General features: G+C 65.0%; 21 protein-coding genes and 2 pseudogenes. 6 read left to right on the top strand and 17 right to left on the bottom strand.

Features of this window, described 5'->3' with window-relative positions:
* Positions 1 to 7 precede the first annotated feature (7 nt).
* Positions 8 to 1996 (bottom strand): conjugal transfer protein TraG, encoded by a 1989-nt coding sequence (locus ING15_RS15220; protein WP_206455688.1) that lies wholly within the window; start codon positions 1994 to 1996, stop codon positions 8 to 10.
* Positions 1997 to 2319: 323 nt separating this feature from the next.
* On the opposite strand from ING15_RS15220, the pseudogene ING15_RS15215 reads away from it, so the two are divergent.
* Positions 2320 to 2706: pseudogene (locus ING15_RS15215) on the top strand (IS110 family transposase); the annotation flags it as partial.
* On the opposite strand, the pseudogene ING15_RS15210 reads toward ING15_RS15215, so the two are convergent.
* Positions 2704 to 3026 (bottom strand): annotated as a pseudogene (locus tag ING15_RS15210) (hypothetical protein); the annotation flags it as partial. The pseudogenes ING15_RS15215 and ING15_RS15210 overlap by 3 nt on opposite strands.
* Before the next feature lie 363 nt (positions 3027 to 3389).
* Between ING15_RS15210 and ING15_RS15205 the strand changes: the two are divergent.
* From ING15_RS15205 to lspA, 5 genes are all read left to right on the top strand, one after another.
* Entirely contained in the window at positions 3390 to 4388 is a 999-nt protein-coding gene (locus tag ING15_RS15205) for a cytochrome c oxidase assembly protein (RefSeq protein WP_206455687.1), read from the top strand.
* A gap of 167 nt (positions 4389 to 4555) precedes the next feature.
* On the top strand, positions 4556 to 5239 hold the full coding sequence (locus ING15_RS15200; protein WP_332873841.1) for a cytochrome c oxidase assembly protein: 684 nt from the start codon (positions 4556 to 4558) through the stop codon (positions 5237 to 5239).
* Entirely contained in the window at positions 5236 to 5556 is a 321-nt protein-coding gene (locus ING15_RS15195) for a hypothetical protein (protein ID WP_206455685.1), read from the top strand. The genes ING15_RS15200 and ING15_RS15195 overlap by 4 nt, the downstream gene beginning before the upstream one ends.
* Positions 5557 to 5777: 221 nt before the next feature.
* Positions 5778 to 6134 (top strand): copper chaperone PCu(A)C, encoded by a 357-nt coding sequence (locus ING15_RS15190; RefSeq protein WP_232845800.1) that lies wholly within the window; start codon positions 5778 to 5780, stop codon positions 6132 to 6134.
* Positions 6131 to 6610 (top strand): signal peptidase II, encoded by a 480-nt coding sequence (lspA, locus tag ING15_RS15185; protein WP_206455683.1) that lies wholly within the window; start codon positions 6131 to 6133, stop codon positions 6608 to 6610. Before ING15_RS15190 ends, lspA begins: the two co-directional genes overlap by 4 nt.
* 20 nt (positions 6611 to 6630) lie before the next feature.
* On the opposite strand, the gene ING15_RS15180 is transcribed toward lspA, so the two are convergent.
* The 15 genes from ING15_RS15180 to ING15_RS15110 form a co-directional block, all read right to left on the bottom strand.
* Positions 6631 to 7008, bottom strand: a complete 378-nt coding sequence (locus tag ING15_RS15180; RefSeq protein WP_232845793.1) for a hypothetical protein — start codon at positions 7006 to 7008, stop codon at positions 6631 to 6633.
* A gap of 19 nt (positions 7009 to 7027) precedes the next feature.
* On the bottom strand, positions 7028 to 7954 hold the full coding sequence (locus ING15_RS15175; protein ID WP_206455682.1) for a cation diffusion facilitator family transporter: 927 nt from the start codon (positions 7952 to 7954) through the stop codon (positions 7028 to 7030).
* Positions 7955 to 8024: 70 nt separating this feature from the next.
* Positions 8025 to 8333, bottom strand: a complete 309-nt coding sequence (locus tag ING15_RS15170) for a TFIIB-type zinc ribbon-containing protein (protein WP_232845799.1) — start codon at positions 8331 to 8333, stop codon at positions 8025 to 8027.
* A gap of 34 nt (positions 8334 to 8367) precedes the next feature.
* A complete protein-coding gene (locus ING15_RS15165) occupies positions 8368 to 10713 on the bottom strand; it encodes a heavy metal translocating P-type ATPase (protein ID WP_206455681.1) in 2346 nt (781 codons plus the stop codon).
* Positions 10714 to 10764: 51 nt separating this feature from the next.
* Positions 10765 to 11199: a hypothetical protein gene (locus ING15_RS15160; protein WP_206455680.1), complete on the bottom strand. Its 435-nt coding sequence runs from the start codon at positions 11197 to 11199 to the stop codon at positions 10765 to 10767.
* A 173-nt stretch (positions 11200 to 11372) separates the two neighbouring features.
* Positions 11373 to 11969, bottom strand: a complete 597-nt coding sequence (locus ING15_RS15155; protein WP_206455679.1) for a hypothetical protein — start codon at positions 11967 to 11969, stop codon at positions 11373 to 11375.
* A gap of 183 nt (positions 11970 to 12152) precedes the next feature.
* Positions 12153 to 13361, bottom strand: a complete 1209-nt coding sequence (locus ING15_RS15150) for an IS256 family transposase (RefSeq protein WP_206455678.1) — start codon at positions 13359 to 13361, stop codon at positions 12153 to 12155.
* A 235-nt stretch (positions 13362 to 13596) separates the two neighbouring features.
* Complete coding sequence (locus tag ING15_RS15145) at positions 13597 to 15366, bottom strand: relaxase/mobilization nuclease domain-containing protein (RefSeq protein ID WP_206455677.1); 1770 nt, start codon at positions 15364 to 15366, stop codon at positions 13597 to 13599.
* A 250-nt stretch (positions 15367 to 15616) separates the two neighbouring features.
* A complete protein-coding gene (locus ING15_RS15140) occupies positions 15617 to 16387 on the bottom strand; it encodes a lytic transglycosylase domain-containing protein (RefSeq protein WP_206455676.1) in 771 nt (256 codons plus the stop codon).
* 3 nt (positions 16388 to 16390) lie between these two features.
* A complete protein-coding gene (locus ING15_RS15135) occupies positions 16391 to 16726 on the bottom strand; it encodes a DUF736 domain-containing protein (RefSeq protein WP_206455675.1) in 336 nt (111 codons plus the stop codon).
* Positions 16727 to 16780: 54 nt separating this feature from the next.
* Positions 16781 to 17326, bottom strand: a complete 546-nt coding sequence (locus ING15_RS15130) for a S26 family signal peptidase (RefSeq protein ID WP_206455674.1) — start codon at positions 17324 to 17326, stop codon at positions 16781 to 16783.
* Positions 17323 to 17844, bottom strand: coding sequence for a DUF2840 domain-containing protein (locus tag ING15_RS15125; protein ID WP_206455673.1), 522 nt, complete (start codon positions 17842 to 17844; stop codon positions 17323 to 17325). Before ING15_RS15125 ends, ING15_RS15130 begins: the two co-directional genes overlap by 4 nt.
* Positions 17841 to 18095 (bottom strand): ribbon-helix-helix protein, encoded by a 255-nt coding sequence (locus tag ING15_RS15120; protein WP_206455672.1) that lies wholly within the window; start codon positions 18093 to 18095, stop codon positions 17841 to 17843. The genes ING15_RS15125 and ING15_RS15120 overlap by 4 nt, the downstream gene beginning before the upstream one ends.
* Positions 18092 to 18730 carry a ParA family partition ATPase gene (parA, locus tag ING15_RS15115; RefSeq protein ID WP_206455671.1) on the bottom strand — a complete coding sequence of 213 codons (639 nt, stop codon included), beginning with the start codon at positions 18728 to 18730 and terminating at the stop codon, positions 18092 to 18094. The genes ING15_RS15120 and parA overlap by 4 nt, the downstream gene beginning before the upstream one ends.
* A gap of 211 nt (positions 18731 to 18941) precedes the next feature.
* Entirely contained in the window at positions 18942 to 19826 is an 885-nt protein-coding gene (locus ING15_RS15110; protein ID WP_206455670.1) for a replication initiator protein A, read from the bottom strand.
* Positions 19827 to 19845: the final 19 nt, after the last annotated feature.

Raw genomic sequence — 19845 nt, 5'->3', positions numbered from 1 at the left:
TCCTGCCTCACATCTCGATGCCGTCGTTGGGGTCGAGCGCGACCTGGCGTGCAACCCCGCGCATCTGTTGGCGCAGGATGCGGCCCTGGCGGGCGGCGTCCTCCGGCTCGTCGTCGACCATCGCGAATTCTTGCGTCGGCTTCGGTTGGTCGATCTCCTTGGCGACGGCGACGTGATCGGGCAACTCGGGTTCGCGGCGCAGGCCACTATTGGCTGCGTCCTGCCCTGTCCTTCCGGCCACGGTGAGGGCCGCCGGCGAAGGTTTTTGAGAGCAGAGCGCCGACCAGTTGTCCTGGCGCGACGACCGGCCGCTCTTCGATGGATCGGGCGGCGGCAGGACGCGCTCCTTGAACCGCCCGTCTTCGTAATAGCGGGCTTTCTTCGCCCGGATCGGCGGCGTGCCGGACAGCATGACGATCTCGTCGCTGGGCGGGAGCTGCATCACCTCGCCGGGCGTGAGCAAAGGCCGCGCCGTTTCCGAGCGCGAGACCATGAGGTGCCCCAGCCACGGCGACAGCCGATGCCCCGCATAGTTCTTCATCGCCTTCATCTCGGTTGCGGTGCCGAGGGCGTCCGAAACGCGCTTGGCCGTCCTCTCGTCATTCGTGGCGAAGCTCACGCGGACATGGCAGTTGTCGAGGATTGCGTTGTTTGGGCCGTACGCCTTCTCGATCTGATTGAGCGATTGCGCGATGAGGAAGGCCTTCAATCCGTATCCCGCCATGAAGGCCAAGGCACTCTCGAAGAAGTCGAGCCGCCCGAGCGCCGGGAACTCGTCGAGCATCATCAGGACGCGGTGGCGGCGGTCCTTCGCATGAAGATCTTCGGTCAGGCGGCGGCCGATCTGGTTGAGCACCAGCCGGATGAGCGGCTTCGTGCGCGAGATGTCGGAAGGCGGCACGACCAAATAGAGCGTTGCCGGTCGGCGCTCGGCGGTCAGGTCAGCGATCCGCCAGTCGCAGCGTCGCGTCACCTCCGCGACGACGGGATCGCGATAGAGTCCGAGAAACGACATCGCGGTGGAGAGCACGCCGGAGCGCTCGTTGTCGGATTTGTTCAGGAGCTCGCGGGCCGTCGAGGCGACGACGGGATGCGGTCCCGCCTTGCCGAGATGCGGCGTCGTCATCATTGCCGCGAGCGTGGTCTCGATCGGCCGCTTCGGGTCCGACAGGAATCCGGCGACGCCGGCGAGCGTCTTGTCGTCCTCGGCGTAGAGGACATGCAGGATCGCGCCGACGAGGAGTGAGTGGCTGGTCTTCTCCCAATGATTCCGCTTTTCCAGCGAGCCCTCGGGGTCGACCAGCACGTCGGCGACATTCTGGACGTCCCGCACTTCCCATTCGCCACGTCGCACTTCCAGCAGCGGGTTGTAGGCGGAGGACTTCGCGTTTGTCGGATCGAACAGCAGCACCCGCCCGTGCCTGGCGCGAAAGCCTGCCGTGAGCTGCCAGTTCTCGCCCTTGATGTCGTGGACGATCGCCGAGCCAGACCAGGTCAGCAGGGTCGGCACGACGAGGCCGATCCCCTTGCCGGATCGTGTCGGGGCGAAGCAGAGCACGTGCTCAGGTCCATCATGACGGAGATAATCGCGATCGAGCTTGCCGAGCACCACCCCATCCGGGACGAGCAGGCCGGCGGCTTTGACCTCACCGGGCTTTGCCCAGCGTGCCGAGCCGTAGGTCTCGACGTTCTTGGCCTCGCGCGCCCGCCAGACCGACATGCCGATTGCCACGGCCACGGAAATGAATCCGCCCGAGGCTGCGATGAACGCCCCCTCGACGAAGATCTCCTGCGCATAGGCGTCGTAAAAGTACCACCACCAGAAGAAGGCCGGCGGATGGTAGATCGGCACGCTTGCCAACTCGAACCAGGGCGCACCGAGCTGCGTTTGGAAACCGAGTCTCCAAGCCGTCCACTGGGTCGCCGCCCAAGTCGTGGCGAGCACGATCAGGACGACGATGGTGATCTGGCCCCAGAGGATTTTCGTGGCGGACACGTCGTGGCTCCTTGATAGCAAATGCCATCAAGGTCGGTGGTCAGGGCTGATAATTACAAGGCGTCCCCATCGCGGGTCGTAGCCCCGGCGAGATTGGAGGACAAACACAGGGGAAAGCGTATGAGATGGTGGCGGCTGCTTTCAGGAAGGGTTTCCGGCGCCGTGAGGCGTACGAAGAACGAGCTTGATGTAATCGCGGGAGCGACAGCCAGCGGAAGTTGGCTCTGCGGCACTGTTCGAATGTCTGGTTGGCTGTCCCCCGATAGGATGAAGAAACGGGCTCACGATTGGCACCGGGCCCAGTCATCGAACGGAGGACAGCCATGCAGCAGTATATTTGTCTCGACGTTTCCATGAAAGAGACCGCGGTCTCAATCCGGCAGGACGGCAAGAGGGTCTGGCGCGGCAAGTGCGCCTCCGACCCTCGGCTTCTTGCGGCGTTGATCCGCAAGCGCGCTCCCCATGCCGAACGTGTCGTGTTCGAGACGGGGCCGTAGTCGGTTTGGTTTTATCACGCCCTGATGGCGGAAGGTGTGCCCGCGATCTGCATCGATGCGCGCCACGCCAAAGCCGCGCTCGACATGGCGCCGAACAAGACCGATGCGAACGATGCCGACGGCCTGTCGCATCTGGCCGAGATCGGCTTCTTCCGGGAAGTCCGAGTGAAGGGCTTCGACAGCATGCTGATCCGCACGCTGGTCACGGCACGCGTCTGCATCGGCGGCATCGTTCTTTTGCCGCTTGACGAATGGCTTCACATAATGAGGTGGGATCAGCTTCACCTCGTGACCGGCTTGGCCAACTCTCGCGCCCAGAAATTGGCGCTGCCGCTGGCTTCCATCGCCACCACCGCAGGCCGCTGTCCAGTCATGAAGTCCCAGAATTGCCGACGGGAAAGCCTTTTGCGGAACCGCAGATCTCCATTCATCGAAGCGCCGTGGAGTTGAAAAACGTTCTTGGCAAGATCGACACCGATCGTCGTATCTTTGTCATGGTTGTCGTCCTCCGACTGATGTTCATGATACCACAACAATGGCACATTGCGTTGCCGCCTCAAGAAGGGCGGCAACCACACCATCTCCTTCTGGAGGGTCTGGCAGGCTCGTCACCCGCCTCGATACGCCGCCCTTCTCAAACCTCCATCACCTAGATTCCACCATAGCTCTCTCGCCTCGGCTGCTCCCCTCAGCTATGCGTCTCGCCCTCGGCTTCGCGCAGTGCCGCATCCTCGATCTGGATCGTGGTATGGGCGATGCCGAAGCCCTCGCTCATCATCTCGGTCAATTGACCGAAGCCGGGACTGGAGTCTCACGACTTCCGGTCCCGGGCTGGCGATCGCGCGTGGCGAAGTGCATGTTGCCAAGATCGTTCGAAACCCCATTCAGGAGGCGCCATGACCGCGGCAAGTTTCGATCCCTTCGGTCCGGCGCTCTCGCCGGTCGTCCTGGCGACACTCGCCGGGTCGATCTGGCTGTATCTGCGCGGTGCGGCCCGTCCGAGGCTGATGCGCGAGCGCGTCGGCGTAGTCCGGCATACCCTGTTCGCGGCCGGGGCGGCGTTTCTGGTGTTTGCCTTCGACGACCCGCTGGCGACCGCCGGGCATGCCCTGTTTTTTGCGCATCAGGTGCAGCACCTCCTGATCCGGCTGCTCGGACCGATGCTCATCATTCTGGCTTACCCTTGGCCGGCCCTGCGCGCAGGGCTTCCTGACGGTTTTCGGCGCGGGTTGACGCGGTTCGGCGACCGCCCAGCCGTCCGATGGGCGGTGCGCGTACTGACCCGCCTCGACGTCAGTTTCGCTCTGCTGGTCACCTCGCTCTATCTCTGGCAGGTGCCCGTGCTGCACAACGCCGCCCTTGCAGCGCCGCCGCTGGCGCTGTTGGCGCATATGGGCATGGTGCTGGCGGGGCTGCTCTTCTTCGCCGTCGTGCTCGACCGGCGCGACGCGCCCGAGGGCGCGACCCAGAGCCTGCGGCTACTGGCGCTCGTGGGTGTCATCCTGTCGAACATCCTGCTCGGCTCGCTTACGACGTTGAAAGAGGTCGTGCTCTATTCCGGCTATGATATTGCCGGGCGGCTTTGGGATTTTGCGCCACTGACCGACGAAATGGCGGGCGGCTATACGATCTGGGTACCCTCGTCGATGGTCATCGTCGCCGCGATCATGCTGGTTTTTAACGGATGGAACGCAGCCGAGGTCCGGCGCTGGAACGACCGCCACAACTGGACCGGATCGAACGCCGCAATGCTCGAGTTTCCCGAAACCGCATGTGAACTGCGCCTCAAGGTCGCCGATCCCAACCGCCGCATGGGATGGACACTGGCGCTGATTTCGGCGGCGATGTTCGCAACCGTGATGATCACTGTTTCCACGATCGTTTACGCGCTTTAACCGCAGGATTTCGACGTGAGAGCCGCTTCAACTCCTCCCGGCGGAATGCCGCCACCTCGCCGGTTGCGGGGCGCTCTCGCATTTGCGGCAGCCGCGCGGGCTCCTGAAGCCGCGCTTGCCCATGGCGGCGAAGGCATGACGCTGGTGCCGCCTGGTTTGCCTGGAGCCTGACGCCCGAAATCAGCGGCCCGATTCTGCTGATTCTGGCGGTCTACGCGCGCGGCGCGTTTCGGCGGCGGTCGGTGAGGCGGCCGGTGTCGGTCATCCGGCACGTCCTGTTCATGATGGGCATGCTGACACTCTTTCTGTCGTTGCAATCGCCGATCGACCCGATGGGCGAGCGGCTGTTCTTGGCGCATCAGATCCAGCATCTGATCTTGCGCATGATAGGGCCGATGCTGGTCGTTCTGGCGCGCCCGCAGGGCGCGCCTGTCGCAGGCCTGCCGAAACGTGTGCGTCGCCGAGTGGCTGCTCCCCTGATGAAGAGCGGCGCCCTGTCATCCGCATACAATCTACTCACCCGCCCGCTAGTGTCCTTTGTCCTGTTTGTATTGTCGCTCTATGTCTGGCAGATCCCGCCGGTTCACAACGCCGCCCTACTCAATTCGTTGATTCATTGGGCGATGCACCTGACGATGCTGGCCACAGGCCTTCTATTTTTCGCAATGGTCTTCGGCAGGCGCGACGTTCCGTCCGCACCTTCTGCGCATTCTGCTACTCTTCGCGACGATCGTAACGAACATCCTTCTGGGTGCGATCACAGTCTTCAAGACCACCGTTCTTTACACCGCCTACGACATCGAGGGGCGGCTCTTCGGCATCGTGCCGCTCACCGACGAGACCGCGGGTGAAATTCATCCTCTGGGTGCCTGCAAGCATGATGATGATCATCGCGATTGCCATCGTCATCCACGACTGGAACCTGACGGAGGAAAAGCGCCTTCGCCAGGGGTACGGCTACTCCGGACCGGAGTATGCCGCCCCCGAGGCCGAGGGGCAAGGGAACGGAGATCGCACGCGTGTTGGCATCGAGCAGGCGGCTTGGCCTTCTCCTCGGCTTCACCGCCCTGACGATGTTCGGCCTTGCCATCGGGACGGGCGTTTTCATTGTCTCGCTTGGCTGACGCGCAGGGATGCAGGAAAGGGCGGAGAATGCACTGCAATATAAAAATTCTGCTTGCACTTACAGTTGCTGGAGGTTGCAGATTGCCGCCATCGCCGCTGATCCCGGCTTAGGCAGGACGGCACATTCGAAGGGTGGAAAGCAGCTCGATGAAGAACAATCGCACTGGGGATCGCAACGAGTGTTGTGCTGGCTTTCTCGACGATTCACGCTTACGCCCAGCCGGCGCTGGCGTCGGCGGACGATGATCTGGTCATCAAAGATGACTGGACCCCACCCCGGACAACAGGACCACAGCTGTGTATTTTACGATCAGCAACCCCGATCAGACCCGGATCGACCTGATTGGCGTAAGGACAGACCGGGCGTCGATCAAGACCCTGCACAAGACCGAAACGGACGCTCAGGGCGCCACCCGGATGAGCACCTCGCCGAATCTGCGGATTGAGGCCGGCGAAAGCCTCGTTCTCGCGCCCTGCGGTCTGCATATCATGCTTCTTGATTTGGAGATCCCCCTCGTCGAAGGTGAAACCCTGCCATCGCGGCTGAAGTTCTACGGCGGCAACGATCTGACCGTCCATGTGCCGATCCTCGCACCCGATGCGACCGGGCCAATGCCATGACCGCAGCCAGATCGCTTGGCGCTGTCTGCATCACATTCGCCCTCGCCGCCGACCAGATCAGCAAGTCTGTAGCCACCGCCTACAGTGACACACTGACGGGTGGCATTCCGGTTGTGCCCGGCTTCAACCTGATCTTCCTGCGCAATGATGGCGTCACCTTCGGGATGCTGGGCGGCGCGCCATGGTGGGCTTTGTCCGGGCCGGCGCTCGCCATCATTGTCTGGCTGGGGATCCTGCTGGCGCGGACCGGCAGCCGTCTGGATGCCGCCGCCTACGGCCTCGTCATCGGCGGCGCGCTCGGAAATGTGACGGACCGGCTGCGTTTTGGCGGGGTGTCGGATTTCCTGGATATCTATGCCGGCGCATGGCACTGGCCGGCGTTCAACCTGGCCGATGTTGCGGTGGTCGGCGGCGTCGGTCTTCTGCTGCTGTCGGAGCTCTGGCGTTCACGGCGCCAGCGCCCCGTGAAATCTTGATGGCGCGTCTGTGGCCCCGCTCAGTGCAAGGATGTCCGGCGCCCGCCGCCAAGGCGCGACAGGACCAACAGAGCGGCCAGAAGTGCCAGGCTGCCCAGCACCCATAGAATGAGGACCGCGGGTTCAACCACGACGTGAACCAGCCCGAACCAGCGCGCGACGCCAGTGCCGGCATCGGCCAGCGGGCGGACTGAGCCCGCGAACCAGCCCAGCACCGGGTCGACCAGCAGGTAAGCGCCCCAGGCCAAAAGCGACCAGACAATCAACCCGATCACGATCAAACCCAGAGGAAGTCGTTTCCGGCGTGGCGCCTCATCATAGGCGAGCCAGCCCTCGCCGCCGCGAGATCTGGAATACCACGGCTCGTCGTGGCCACGCCGCTTTCGGTGATGTCCCATTTCGCCTCCTGTAACTCCGCTACTTCGCTCGGCGATGCGTCTCGCCCTCGGCCTCGCGCAGTGCCGCATCCTCGATCTGGATCGTGGTATGGGTGATGCCGAAGCCCTCGCGCATTGCCTTCTGCGCGGCGATGAGCACGTCGCGCCGGGTCTCGATGTCATCGACGACGAGATGACAGCTCATCGAATCGAGGCCCGAGGTCAGGGTCCAGACATGCAGATCGTGCACCGCCGTAACTCCTGGCAGGTCCACCAACTGCCGCTCCAGAAGCCCGATATCGACTTCGGGCGGGGTGCCCTCCATCAGGATGTTGACCGCACTCTTCAACAAAATCCAGGTGCGCGGCACGATGAAGAGCCCGATACCGGCGCCGATGATCGGATCGGCCAGCGTCCAGCCGGTCAGCATGATCACCAGTGCCGCCATGATCACGCCGACCGAGCCAAGCATGTCGGCCAGAACCTCGAAATAGGCGCCCTTCAGGTTCAGGCTTTCCTTCGATCCCGCATGCAGCAGCCGCATCGAGACGAGATTGACCGCAAGGCCGACGACGGCGACCACCAGCATCGGCCCGCTCAGTATTTCGGGCGGCGCAAGGAACCGCTGATAGGCCTCGTAGAGGATGTAGACCGTCAGGAGCAGCAGCACGACCGCGTTGGCCAGCGCTGACAGGACTTCCATCCGAACATAGCCGAAGGTCTTTTCCGGCGTCGCGGGACGTGCCGCGAACCGGATCGCGACCAGCGCCAGCAAAAGCCCGCCGACATCGGTCAGCATGTGGGCCGCATCGGCGATCAGCGCCAGACTGCCGGTCCAGAGCCCGCCCACGACCTCGACCACCAGAAAGGTCGAGGTCATCGCCAGCGCCCATTTCAGCCCGCTGCTGTGCCGTCCGGCGGCGGTGCCGGCAGGGCCGGGCAATGCGTCCGTATCTCCCGCGCTCATCGTCAAGCCTCCGTTGAGCTCCGGCTATTATCGGTTGACAGCGCCTGATCCTGCAGTGCCGGCACCCGCATCAATCGAACAGTTCCTGCAGCCAGGACTTGCGGCGATAGCCGCCGTACTTGCGATACCCGCCATGTTTGCCGTGTTCGCCGCGACCGCGATAGTTCTCATCGTCATAATCGCGGCGGTCGGGGCCAGGTGTCGGCTGCGCCGGAACCGTCTCGGCGGCGCTGCGCTCGAAGATCTTGTCCAGTTCGCCCCGGTCCAGCCAGACGCCCCGGCATTGCGGGCAATAGTCGATCTCGACCCCTTGGCGGTCCGACATCGTCAGGGCCACCTTGCACACCGGGCAGAGCATGGATGTCAGCTTGTCCGGCATCTTCCTCTCGGGCTCCTTTCCGGGTTCCTTCAGTTCAATGACCATGCGCCAGCGCTCCCTGAGCCATTCGCTCGCCTACCTCCTCTCCGCCCTTGGGCGCGGCGCCATCGCCCGGCGCCCGCAGGAGCCGCAGCGCATTGGCGACCACGATCAGCGAAACGCCTACGTCCGCAGCGATCGCGCCCCACATCGTCGCCATGCCAAATGCGGTTAGGCCGACAAAGGCGGCCTTGGTCGCCAGCGACAGGCCGATGTTCTGGCGGATGATCCACATCGTGCGCCGCGAATGACCGATCAGCCACGGCACCTTGCCGATATCGTCGGTCATCAGCGCGATGTCCGCCGTCTCGATCGCCGCGTCCGAGCCAACCGCGCCCATGGCGATGGCGAAATGCGCCCGTGCCATCGCTGGCGCATCATTCACCCCGTCACCGATCATCGCCACCATGTCGTGGCGGTTCACCAGTTCCTCGATGGCCTCGACCTTGTCCTCGGGCAGAAGCCCGGCTCGCACCTCGTCGATGCCAACCTCGGCGGCCACCGCGCGCGCCGTGCGTTCGTTGTCACCGGTCAGCATGACGATGGTCTTCACACCCTGTGCGTGCAGTTTGGCGACGACCCCCCTAGCATCGGGGCGGATCCGGTCGCGCAGTTCGATCAGGCCCAGAAGACCGTTGTCGTCGCCAACCGCGACCAGCGTACTGCCGGCGCCCTCGATCCGGTCCACGACGTCGCGGGGCATCGCAGCATCCAGCTTCTTCTCGGTGGCGAACCGGTCCGAACCGAGCCAGATCGTCCGGCCATCATGGTTTCCTTCGACGCCGCGCCCCGGCACGGTGCGGGTGCCCTCGGCGGCCTGCGCCGCGATGCCGTCGCGTTCGGCCCGCGCTAGGATCGCGCGCGCCAGCGGATGCGACGAGCGCACCTCGAGTGCTGCCGCCGCCGCGATCAGATCACGCGCGGACGTGCCGCCCAAGGGATGGACGCTCGCTACCTCGGGTTCGCCCATGGTGATGGTGCCGGTCTTGTCCATCGCCAGCGCAGTCAGCCGCGCCGGTGCCTCGACATAGGCGCCGCCCTTGATCAGCACGCCGTTACGCGCCGACGAGGCCAGCGCCGCGACAATGGACACCGGCGTCGAAATGACCAACGCGCAGGGGCAGGCGATAACCAGCAGCACCAGCGCGTTGTAAATCCAGAACGCCCAGGCCCCGCCAAAGGCGAGCGGCGGCACGAATGCGATCAGGATGGCGAGCACCATCACGATCGGCGTATAGATACGGGCGAACTTTGCCACCCATTGTTCGACATCGGCGCGGCGCGAATGGGCGTCGCCGACCATGCGGATGATCTTCGACAACACCGTGTTGCTGGCCAGTTTGGTCGTGCGCACGGTCAGCGTGCCCTCGCCGTTGATCGTGCCGGCATAAACCTCGTCACCCGGCTCTTTCGCCACCAGAGCGCTTTCGCCGGTGATCGGCGCCTGATCGACCCCGCCGGCGCCCGCGACGACCTGGCCGTCCAGCGCGATCCGGTCGCCGCCACGCACGATGAATTTATCGCCAACAACGACCTGGGCGGCGGGCACGTCAGCCTCGGTTCCGTCGTCACGGATCACCCGCGCGGTGGGTGGCGCCAGGTCAAGAAGCGCCGCCACGGCATTGCGCGCCCGTCCGACGCTCCAGCTTTCCAGATAAAGCGAGAGCGAGAAGAAGAAGGCGACCGTCGCCGCCTCGAAATAGGCGCCAAGGCCGATGGCCCCGGCGACCGCGACAATCATCAGAAGGTTCATGTCTGGCGCCAGACGCCGCGCCGAAGACCAGGCCTTGGGGGCCACCAGCCAGGCGCCGAACACGATCGCCAGCAGGAACGCCGCGATCTCGACGAACGGCATCGCCGTCGACCCATGATCGGAAAATATCTGCAGGGCTCCGGCCGGGCCGGTTTCCACGGCGTGCCAAAGAAACCCGCCTGCCCAGAAGCCACCCGAAAGTGAGGTGAAGAACTTCTGCCGCTTCAGATGCACCTCGCGGTCGACCTCGGCGCGGCCCGCATCCCAGACCGATGCCGACATCCCGATCTTGCCGATCAATGCGATGATACGGTCGTCGGGAAGAGACCTGGCGCTGTCGAGTACCGTCATCCGCCCGTTGATCACGTCGAAGGCCAGATGCTCGGTGCCGCCGACCTCGGGGCCGAGCGCCTTGTTCAGGATCGACACCTCTTCGGCGCAATCCAGCCCGTTGACCAGAAAACTGCGGCCCGCGGCATTCACGTTGCCCACCGGCCCGACGTCGCCGCACATCGCCTCGCCGTCCGACCCGCAGCACGCCCCGGGCGAGTCGTGCCCGTGCGTGTGATCGTGTCCGTCCTGCGCCATCGGTTTCTCTCCAGAATCAGTCTGTGTGCGGAAACATGCGAGCTACAGCAACTAGAGCTTCAAGAGGATCCTCGAAAAAAAATCGCCCGGCCGCTGCCCCCGCCGCCAGTCATCGAGGCGGGCGTGGATCGTCACGGCGATGCCCGCGAGCGCGACGGCGACGAACACCCATCGGAGCGTGTCGAGATAGGGCACGAGCGGCAGACCGGCTGACAGCGTCTCGGTGAGGATATTCTGCGCCAGCTCGACGCCCGCCGCGCCCAGCGTCGCGACACCGGCCGCTCCGCCGCCCTTCACTGTGCGGCTGTCGGCCAGCACTTCACGTGCAGGCGGGGACTCAGTTGCGAAGGCGGTCTCCCGAGCCGGGAACCAGGCGACGACGAGGTTGACGCGTTCGACCGCCGGGGCTATCGCCTGCAGCCGGTCGAGCGCCATCACCATGTCGGTCGCATCTGGCAGCGCGTTCAGGTTCTCGGCCTGCGTCATCTCTCGGGAATCAGCATATGCGAGAAGAACTCCACCAAGGAAGCCTAAGCCCGCGCCAGTAGTCGAAACAAGCTCTGAACGGGACATGCCTGCTCAGTCTCGGATTAGATCGATAAATGCTAACATCGATCCCTCTGATGGCAAAAAAAGCGCCAGCCTGCACGGCAGAGCGCTTAATTAGGTTCAGACACCTCCATTGTGGCATCAATGTTTGAGGTTTCGCGCTTGATGGCCTCCACCATAGCCTCAACGACACGTTCGAACTGATCTGGCTTTCGAACGGCTTCTTTCAACTCATCCGCCCAGCCGGAGTGCTCGTTCGTCCACGTCATCAGGGCCGCAGGACTGATGCTACGGTGGCGGATAAGGAAGTTCGAGACTTTCGGCGGGACAGCGGCCGTGACAAAGGCCGCGTTTGCCGGCTTTGCCCGGGCGAGGATAATAACTGCTCGCGAAAAACTTGGCAGATCATCCTCAGCGGCAAGCTGGGTCATCAGGTCGAGCACTGCTCCTGAAGGTGTGTTGTAGGCCGCCGACCCGTGTTCCGCGATCGCCGCTGCGATGCGGGCTTCTGTTTCGGGACTCACTATCTTTACCTCCTGACTGAGCCCTTGGAGCGCTTCGGCGCGTTCTCGCCTCTCCCGGGCGAGTTTTCGAATGTCTTCGGCATCGGCTTCGGTCGGCACCCATACGGTTACCTGTTCCCAGCCTTCTGCCGCACGGTACTCGCGCTGACGCTTCACCCGGGCAACGACCGTTCGGTCCACCATAACCTGCTTCGTAGTCGGACTACGCCAATATGATGCGTAGTCCGACTACGGTTAAGAGCTGGGCCTGTCGAAGCTGGCTCACGGATGTGATTTCTTGTCAGAAGGCATTTGATGCCGTCCAACTTGCGAAGGTCGCGTCCGTCAACGTGGTGGAAATTGGGGTGTAACTGAAGCGGCTCCGTTTCAGGCGGCTGCGGTGGAAATGCGGACGGTTTCTGGCTTGGTGTCGGTGGCCATGAGTTCGGCCATGGGTTCGGTCTGCATATAGCGGTTCTGCGTCTGCCATTCGTCGTTGGCCTCGAGGAGGACGGCGCCGATGAGGCGGATGATGGAGCCCTCGTTCGGGAAGATGCCGACGACATCGGCGCGTCGCTTCACCTCCTTGTTCAGGCGCTCCAAGGAATTCGTCGAATGAATCCGGGTCCGGTGCTGGCTGGGGAAGTCCAGATGCGCCAGCACGTCGGTCTCGCTGTCGTCGATGAAAGTGCCGAGCTTGGGACACTTTGCCCGGAGCTGGTCGGCGACGTGGCGCAACGCTTGGGCGGCGCCGGCGCGATCGGGCTGGATGAAGGCCTGGCGCAGGGCCGCTGCCGCCATGCTCTGCTGCGCCTTCGGGACATAGGACAAGGCGTTGCGCATCCAATGGACGCGGCAGCGCTGCCAGGAAGCGCTGAACACCCGGCGAATGGCCGCCTTCAGCCCTTCGTGAGCATCCGAGATCACGAGCTTCACGCCCGAAAGGCCCCGGCGCACGAGGCTCTTGAGGAAGGTCGACCAGAAGGTCTCCGCTTCCGAGGGCCCGATGTGGAGGCCCACGATCTCGCGCTTGCCGTCCGTGTTGACCGCCACGGCGATTATAGCCGCGACCGAGACGATGCGCCCGCCCTCGCGCTGCTTGAGGTAGGTCGCGTCCAGCCAGAGATAGGGCCAGTCGCCGGTGAGAGGGCGATCGAGAAAGCCACCGACGCGCTCGTCGATGTCCTTGCACAGCTTCGACACCGTGCTCTTGCCGATCCCCGATAGTCCCATGGCCTGCACCAGATCGTCGACCCGACGCGTGGAAACGCCACTGATCCAAGCCTCTTGGATGACGGCGACAAGCGCCTTTTCCGAGAGCTTCCTCGGCTCCAGAAACGGCGGGAAGTAGCTGCCCTGCCGAAGCTTGGGAATGCGAAGCTGCAACGAGCCGAGCCGCGTGTCGAGCGAGCGGTCGCGATAGCCGTTGCGATAGGTCGCCCGCTCAAGGGTGCGTTCATGACGCCCGGCGCCGATCATGCCCTCCACGTCGGCCTCCATGAGAAGCTGCATCACGCTCTCGGCAATCGTCCTCAGGAAATCGCCGTCTCCGGCTTTCGCCAAAAGCTCGGCTAGCGGTAGTCTGTCCTCGGTCATCGGGTGCTCCGGTCAGGTTGAAGTCTCGCAACTCCACCTTAGCCGGCCATTCCGGTGGCCACCTCCGTCACACCTTCTGACGTCCGATTTTCCACCACCAGCGCGGACACTACCCTTGCGAAGATCCGCTCGGGCGCAGTTGCTGTCTTCAGAGAGAGGCTACCGAACTTCCCCTCCTGGCGCCGAGCGGATCTCCGCCGATGGACTCTTCTGACCCCTTCGCGACACTGGGCACTTACAGTGCCAGTCCTCGTTTGCGGCCGAGGCTCCATTCGATGCCGCCATCGTTGACGACGCCGGTGATGTGCTGGCCGAGTTTTTTCTCGAGCGGCGGCGACCACGGCACGAGCTGGAAGCCGAGGCCGTTGTCGACCATCGCGAAGCGACCGGACGTGAGGGTTAGACGCTGCCGGTAGGTGCCCGAGACATGCTCGCCTGCGGCCGTCTTCAGATGCGGCAGTCCGGTGTCGGCCGAGAGTCGCGCCGCGCTCGCGTCCAATTCGCGGCGGCGCAGAGTGTTCAGGAGATCGCGCTGAAGGATCACGCGCTGGCCTTGCCGGCGGGCAAGACCCTCCTCGGCGAGGTGATCCGCGCGGGCGGACATCGCTTCGCGAACTTCGCGACCGAACCCGCCCATCGCGAGCGGCGTTGGCTCACGTTCGACCAGTCGATGATCGAGCCAGGTCGCGCCCGGCGCCGTGATCTGGTGGTTCAGGTCGAAGTCCGAGCGATTAGCGAGCACGAGCGTTGGCCGTTCGTCCTCGGGTCCGCCGAAGCGGCGGACCTCGACGATGCCGCCGATCGGTGGTGCATGCTCGAACGCCTCGATGCCGCGGAAGCGGAAATGGTGCGCGCGGCCGTCGGTACCATTGATGACGGCATAGGCCTCGCCCGTCAGCTCGTTCTGAAGGCCCTTGTCGACTAGCCGCCCGATGATGGGCGCGCCTGCCGCATCTACGTCGATCACATAGTCGGCGATGCCGCGATCTTGTCCATGCTCGGTGAAGGCGCGGTGCATCGTCTTGATGATGTCGCTGCGCATGCCGAGCTCGCGGAGCGAGCGCTCAGCTTCCAGGCCGACCATCCATTCGCCGGGACCGGCGGGGGCGGCGAGACCCATTTTCTCCAGATGCTGGACCCGCCCGATCATCAGCCGGCGAGATTCGGGATCGGCGGCGCCGGTCGCCTCGGGGCGCAGGTCGATGTAGCCCGTCTCGTCGGCGGCGATGCGGATCTCCACATCGAGCCGCGTCCAGCGCTCGGCGCTGATCTCCATCTCCAGCGCGTTGCGGACATCGCGCTCGGGTCGGGGGCCGAGCTCGATCGACACCAACTCCTCGGCGCGTGAGCGCAGCCCACGGCTGATATAGTCGCGCGAGATCACGAGATCCGCACCGGCGTCGTCGACGCCGCGCACCAACAGATGGATGTGAGGGTTGTCGGTATTCCAGTGATCGAGGGCCACCCAGTCGAGCCGCGAGCCGAGATCGGCTTCCATCTGCTTGGCGAGGTCGCGCGTGAAGGCGCGAAGGTCCGTCATCTCGCCAGCGTCCTCGGGCGAGACAATGAAGCGGAAATGGTGCCGATCGTCCCTGGAGCGCTCGGCAAAGGCCATGTCGTCGGCGCGGTCGCTGCCGGCGTCGAACATCACGGCCGTCTCGCCATCTCGGGTCACGCCGTCGCGCTTGAGATAGGACAGGTGCGTGGACAACGGCGCGGAGCGAAAGGCGCGCCCCGAATGCCGGGCGATCCGCGCGGCGACCACGACGCGACGACTAGGGGAGAAGAGTCGGTTGCGGCTGAAGTTGATCCGGCCGCGGCCGAAGCTGGAGTAGCCCAGAACCGGCAAGCGGCCGCTCTTCCCCGCCGAGCTGGGCGCGCCGTCGGTATGGCCGGCACGCCTGGCGGCGCGCAGAACCTGGTGAACGAAGCTCTTGGGCCTCGGCGCGCGGGTGCTGCGGATGCGCCCTGGTCGGACGCGAAAATCGCCGTCTCCCTCGCTCATGGCCGCACTGCCGATAGGAGCCTGCGGCGAACAGTGCCGGAAACTCCATTGAAATCTTTGGAGAACTCCTTGATCGCGGCACGCGCCCCGACCGACAGGCACGCCGAAAGACAAGCTATGTCAATGGCTTGGAGGACGAGCGGCGAGCCTCTTTTATCTTGCCATCCTACGGTCGTGCTCCCGACATCCCGCCTCAACACACTCCATGACCCGCTGGTCCCCGCCACAGCGAGATGCCAGGACTCCGTGCTCATCGCGGTCGTCCCCAGTCTGACCGAGCCACGAACAGCCCCTCCGGCTGGGGCGCGGTGGTAGCCGAATCGGCAACGAGTGTCGCCGCCGAAGCAGCTTCCGATTGACCATCGACCTCCACAGAATTCGCCGTCGCGGCGCCGGCCGCGCGACCCACGAACAGCGGCGAGCGTCTCCAGGTATCGGGATCGACGGTGGCCACGACGACCGAGGACGGGATGTCATCGCCGCCGACGAGAGGGGCCAGCGTTGAGAGATACGCCCGCGTCTCCGCCGGCAGGGGACGGCCCGCGAGATGCTGTTCGTAGCGTCTGGGGCCGGCATTGTAGGCAGCCAGGAAGCCAGGCGATCTGTAGCGGTCGTGCATCTCACGCAGATACGCCGCGCCCGCCATGATGTTGTCGCGCGGGTCGTAAGGATCACCGCCCAGACCGTAACGCGCGCGTAGCTCTGCCCAGGTCTCCGGCATGACCTGCATCAACCCCATGGCGCCGGCCGAGGAGATCGCCCGCACCCGACCGGCGCTTTCGACGCGCATGACGGCGCGAATCCACGCGACCGGAATGCCGAAGCGGTGCGAGGCTTCGGCGATGTGGGCGGCGTAGGGATCGGCCGGAGCCAGTCGTTCCACCGGCGCACTCTGCGCGAGTGTGGCGACCGGCGGTGCGGCTGCCGAGAGAAAGCTGGAAAGGAGAAGGAGCGCAGCCGGGCGAGCGGCACGCGCCAGTCCGGCGGGCGCGCGACGGCGAGATTTTGCGTCGAGCGACATCTCTCAATCTCGCTCGCCGCGCTTGAATGAGCGGCTCCAGTGCAAAAACCAGGTGCCTCCGTCGGGATCGGACCGGAACAGGTTGGCCCGGATCGGTAGCGGGAGCGCGGGGTCGTCGATCGCCAGCGAGACGTAGTCGCCTGCTTTCTCGCCGACGCGCTTCCAGCCGGCCCCAGTCTCGGGGCCATCGTCGTCGCCGACATGGATGCGGTAGTCCGGCGCGTTCTCAGCGTCCGACGGTTCGGCCGGAACGAGGGTGAGTTCGGCGTCCAGACTCATGGTCCGAATGCGGCCGGAATAGCCGGTCTCGGTGCGGATGAACTGTCCAATCTGTGCCATGGGTTGTCCTTTCTGCTAGCGGTGGAAGGGGTTGAGGTGTTGATCAGTGCGGATTCAACGGGTCTTCGCGCGCCATTCGAAGCGGCCCTGGCCGTCTTCGTCGGTCCAAAGGGGAACGGCGCGGCCGATGATCGAGCTGGCCGGGAGTGGACCGAAATAGCGCCCGTCGAGGCTGTCCGAGACGTCCGGGTTCATCAGGAAGACTTCGCCCGCGGCGATGCGGTGGCAGCCCTGCCAATCAGGCATCGCGCGGCCGAGCCGGTCGGTCTCGCGCGCCTGTCCCATCTCGACGTGATCCACCGTAATGGTGACGCCGACGCGGCAAACCTGTTGTCGCGGCAGGCCGACGACGCGCTTCAGGAGCGGCACACCAGGCGGCAGATACCCGCCATCGGCGAGGAAGCTGGCCAACGGCTCCGGTGCATCGACGGCGACGAGATCGGTGACCTCCAGCCGTTCGATCGGCTGCACCGCGTAGAGGCCGATCGGCGTGCTGGCGGAAGCGTTCCAGATGAGCTTGGTCGGTGTGTAAACCAGCGTTGAAGCGGCGATACCGGTGGTCGCGACGAGGGTCGCGAAGGCCCAGGCGAGACGCGTCATGGCTCCGCCCTGCGGCGCTTGAGCCAGGCTTCATGGCGTTCGAGCGTGTAGGCGCGCGGCTCGTGGCCGGCGGTCAGCCGGTTGTGGACGTGACGCCAGTGATCAGGCGGCGTGTCGGCCGGATCGAGCCCCAGCGCGTCCACCGCGTCGATCGCCTGGAGCACCCGCTCCACCTTGGGCCAGCCGTCGGCGCGCAGGAGAATCTCGCCACCGGGACGGACGAACGGCAGCGTCTGGAAGGGCTCGCCAGGACCGATCGCGCGCACGATGTCGAGGCGCGAGAGGATCGTCCCGAAATCGTTCGACGCCCAGCGGACGAACGCGAACACGGTTTCCGGCGCGAAGCTGACGATACGCCGGCGACGATCGAGGATCTGCTCATGGGTGTGATGACCGAAGCGGATCCAGTGCTCGATCTTCTTCTCGTGCCAGGTCAGCTCGACATGGGTGGAGAATGGCGCAGCGGCGGTCGCGGATGTTCGACCGGCGCTCGCCGGCGGCGGCGCACTGGAGTTCATGATGTGTCTCCTGATGGGTCCGGGAATTCGCGCGCGAGCAGCTCGCGCAGCATGTCGGCGACCGTCACGCCGCGCTGGAACGCGGCGATCTTGATGCGACCGCGAAGCTCGGGGGTGACGTCGATCGTCAGCCGGGCAGTGAAAGCGTCACCTTTCGCTCGCGACGGTGCAGCTTCGGCCGCCGTCCTGACCCAGTTCTCGGGATCGCCGGGACGGCTGGCGAAGTCGCGTTTCGGAGACGGTCTGGTCATGGCGCGAGCCGTTCGATTTCGTTGGTGAGAGCCGCGATCTCGCGCGCGGCCCGATCACCGTGATCGTTCTCGGAGACGAGGCGCCCGGACCGTGCCGTATCGGCGAAGGTGACGCGCTGGCCGATCGTCGTAGAGAGAACCGGCGGGTCGTGCTCGGCCAGGGTCTCGGCGGTCTCGCGGGCGATGACCGTGCGCGCGGCGCAGCGGTTCAGCAGAAAGCGGACGGCGAGCTGGGGACGGTAGACGCGAGCCTCCTCGACCAGCCGCAGCATCTCCGCCGACGCCCAACCGTCAAAGGGAGACGGCTGTACCGGGATCAGGATGAGATCGGCGGCGAGAAGCGCCGAGCGCATCAGCCCGGCGACGCGCGGCGGTCCGTCGATGACGACGTGGTCGACGCCTCCCGCCAGCTCCGGCGCCTCGCGGTGGAGCGTGTCACGGGCGAGGCCGACGACGCCGAACAGGCGCGGCAGGCCCTCCCGGGCGCGTTGCTCAGACCAGTCGAGCGCAGATCCTTGAGGGTCCGCGTCGATCAGCGTGACGCGCTTTCCCTTCCCGGCCCATTCCCCGGCGAGGTGGAGCGCCAGCGTCGTCTTGCCGACGCCGCCCTTCTGATTAAGGAGCGCGACGATCATGACGCGCTTCCGGCCGTCGCATGACGGTTATCCGCAGGTGGGCAAAACGCGGGGTGCGTTAGAAAGATTCCGTAGGAATCTACGTTAGAGAAGTTACAGGGGCCGCAAGCCTCTGAGTTTGCGAACGGAATCAGCGATTCCGGTCCCCGATAGCACGAGGATCGGGTCCCCGATGGCACGACAGGCGCGGTCCCCGATAGCACGAGACGATTCACAGCTTATCCCCAGGGCGAGTATTGGCGCGGCGACGTCGCGGCGTGCCGAAGGACGGCAGGCCGGTCGGAGCGAAGGAGAGGCGGTCGGGCCCGTGGGCCGGCTGCTCGATCGTCAGCCGATAGCCCGGCAGAGCCTGGCGCCGGACGATGTCGCGCAGGTCGTAGGCGAAGTGCTTCAGGGGCGAGAGCGAGCCCGACTTGGCGTGGAGGTGGATGAAGTCGAAGCTCCAGCCGAACTCCTGGCGACCACCATGCTTACGCACGAGGCGATAGAGCCAGCGCTCCAGACCGCCGGTGAGGTCGAAGTAGGCGCGGTCGATGGTCAGGACGAGCGCGTCATCGAGGACGGCGGCGTAGAACCAGTCGGGCACGATCAGCTCGAGGCCGAGCGGCCGGCCGCGATGGTCGGCCCTCTCCTTCCACTCGTTGATCCAGGAGAAGCGGTGCATCCGCCGTTCGGTCGGCTGGCGGATCGAGGTCGCGATGGTGGTGGATTGCAGCCGGTCCAGCGCGGCCTTGAGGCGGTCGTAGTCGCGTGAGCCGACGCCGCGGCCGATGAAGTTCAAAATCTCATAGGGCGTCGCGCCCATCAGCCGCGACGGTCGCAGGCCAGCGTCGCGCGCCTCGACGATCTGACTGGCGGCCCAGATCAGCACGTCGGCGTCCCAGATGGTGGCCATGCCGTGCTCGGGCACGGCCTCGACGCGGATGACGATCGATCCTGCCTTGAAGTCGATCGGCGCCAGGCGCTTCGACTTGGCGAGAGAGAAGAACGGATAGGCCATGAGGTCCTGCGCGTCGCGAGGCGCGAGATCGCCGGGAAGCGCGCGAAACAGGTCGAGCTGTTCGCGCTCGGATGTCGGGCGAGGTCGTGCCGGCATGGTGGAAGCCGTCCGACGA

The sequence above is a fragment of the Aurantimonas marina genome, from assembly GCF_017183135.1.
GTDB lineage: Bacteria > Pseudomonadota > Alphaproteobacteria > Rhizobiales > Rhizobiaceae > Aurantimonas > Aurantimonas marina.
This window is presented reverse-complemented; position numbering and strand designations above follow the sequence as displayed.

Bases quoted from the DNA above. Each gene is read 5' to 3' on its own strand.
- ING15_RS15205 (WP_206455687.1), top strand. From the start codon at position 3,390: ATGACCGCGGCAAGTTTCGATCCCTTCGGTCCGGCGCTCTCGCCGGTC.
- lspA (WP_206455683.1), top strand. From the start codon at position 6,131: ATGACCGCAGCCAGATCGCTTGGCGCTGTCTGCATCACATTCGCCCTC.
- ING15_RS15180 (WP_232845793.1), bottom strand. From the start codon at position 7,008: ATGGGACATCACCGAAAGCGGCGTGGCCACGACGAGCCGTGGTATTCC.
- ING15_RS15175 (WP_206455682.1), bottom strand. From the start codon at position 7,954: ATGAGCGCGGGAGATACGGACGCATTGCCCGGCCCTGCCGGCACCGCC.
- ING15_RS15170 (WP_232845799.1), bottom strand. From the start codon at position 8,333: ATGCCGGACAAGCTGACATCCATGCTCTGCCCGGTGTGCAAGGTGGCC.
- ING15_RS15165 (WP_206455681.1), bottom strand. From the start codon at position 10,713: ATGGCGCAGGACGGACACGATCACACGCACGGGCACGACTCGCCCGGG.
- ING15_RS15160 (WP_206455680.1), bottom strand. From the start codon at position 11,199: ATGACGCAGGCCGAGAACCTGAACGCGCTGCCAGATGCGACCGACATG.
- ING15_RS15155 (WP_206455679.1), bottom strand. From the start codon at position 11,969: ATGGTGGACCGAACGGTCGTTGCCCGGGTGAAGCGTCAGCGCGAGTAC.
- ING15_RS15150 (WP_206455678.1), bottom strand. From the start codon at position 13,361: ATGACCGAGGACAGACTACCGCTAGCCGAGCTTTTGGCGAAAGCCGGA.
- ING15_RS15145 (WP_206455677.1), bottom strand. From the start codon at position 15,366: ATGAGCGAGGGAGACGGCGATTTTCGCGTCCGACCAGGGCGCATCCGC.
- ING15_RS15140 (WP_206455676.1), bottom strand. From the start codon at position 16,387: ATGTCGCTCGACGCAAAATCTCGCCGTCGCGCGCCCGCCGGACTGGCG.
- ING15_RS15135 (WP_206455675.1), bottom strand. From the start codon at position 16,726: ATGGCACAGATTGGACAGTTCATCCGCACCGAGACCGGCTATTCCGGC.
- ING15_RS15130 (WP_206455674.1), bottom strand. From the start codon at position 17,326: ATGACGCGTCTCGCCTGGGCCTTCGCGACCCTCGTCGCGACCACCGGT.
- ING15_RS15125 (WP_206455673.1), bottom strand. From the start codon at position 17,844: ATGAACTCCAGTGCGCCGCCGCCGGCGAGCGCCGGTCGAACATCCGCG.
- ING15_RS15120 (WP_206455672.1), bottom strand. From the start codon at position 18,095: ATGACCAGACCGTCTCCGAAACGCGACTTCGCCAGCCGTCCCGGCGAT.
- parA (WP_206455671.1), bottom strand. From the start codon at position 18,730: ATGATCGTCGCGCTCCTTAATCAGAAGGGCGGCGTCGGCAAGACGACG.
- ING15_RS15110 (WP_206455670.1), bottom strand. From the start codon at position 19,826: ATGCCGGCACGACCTCGCCCGACATCCGAGCGCGAACAGCTCGACCTG.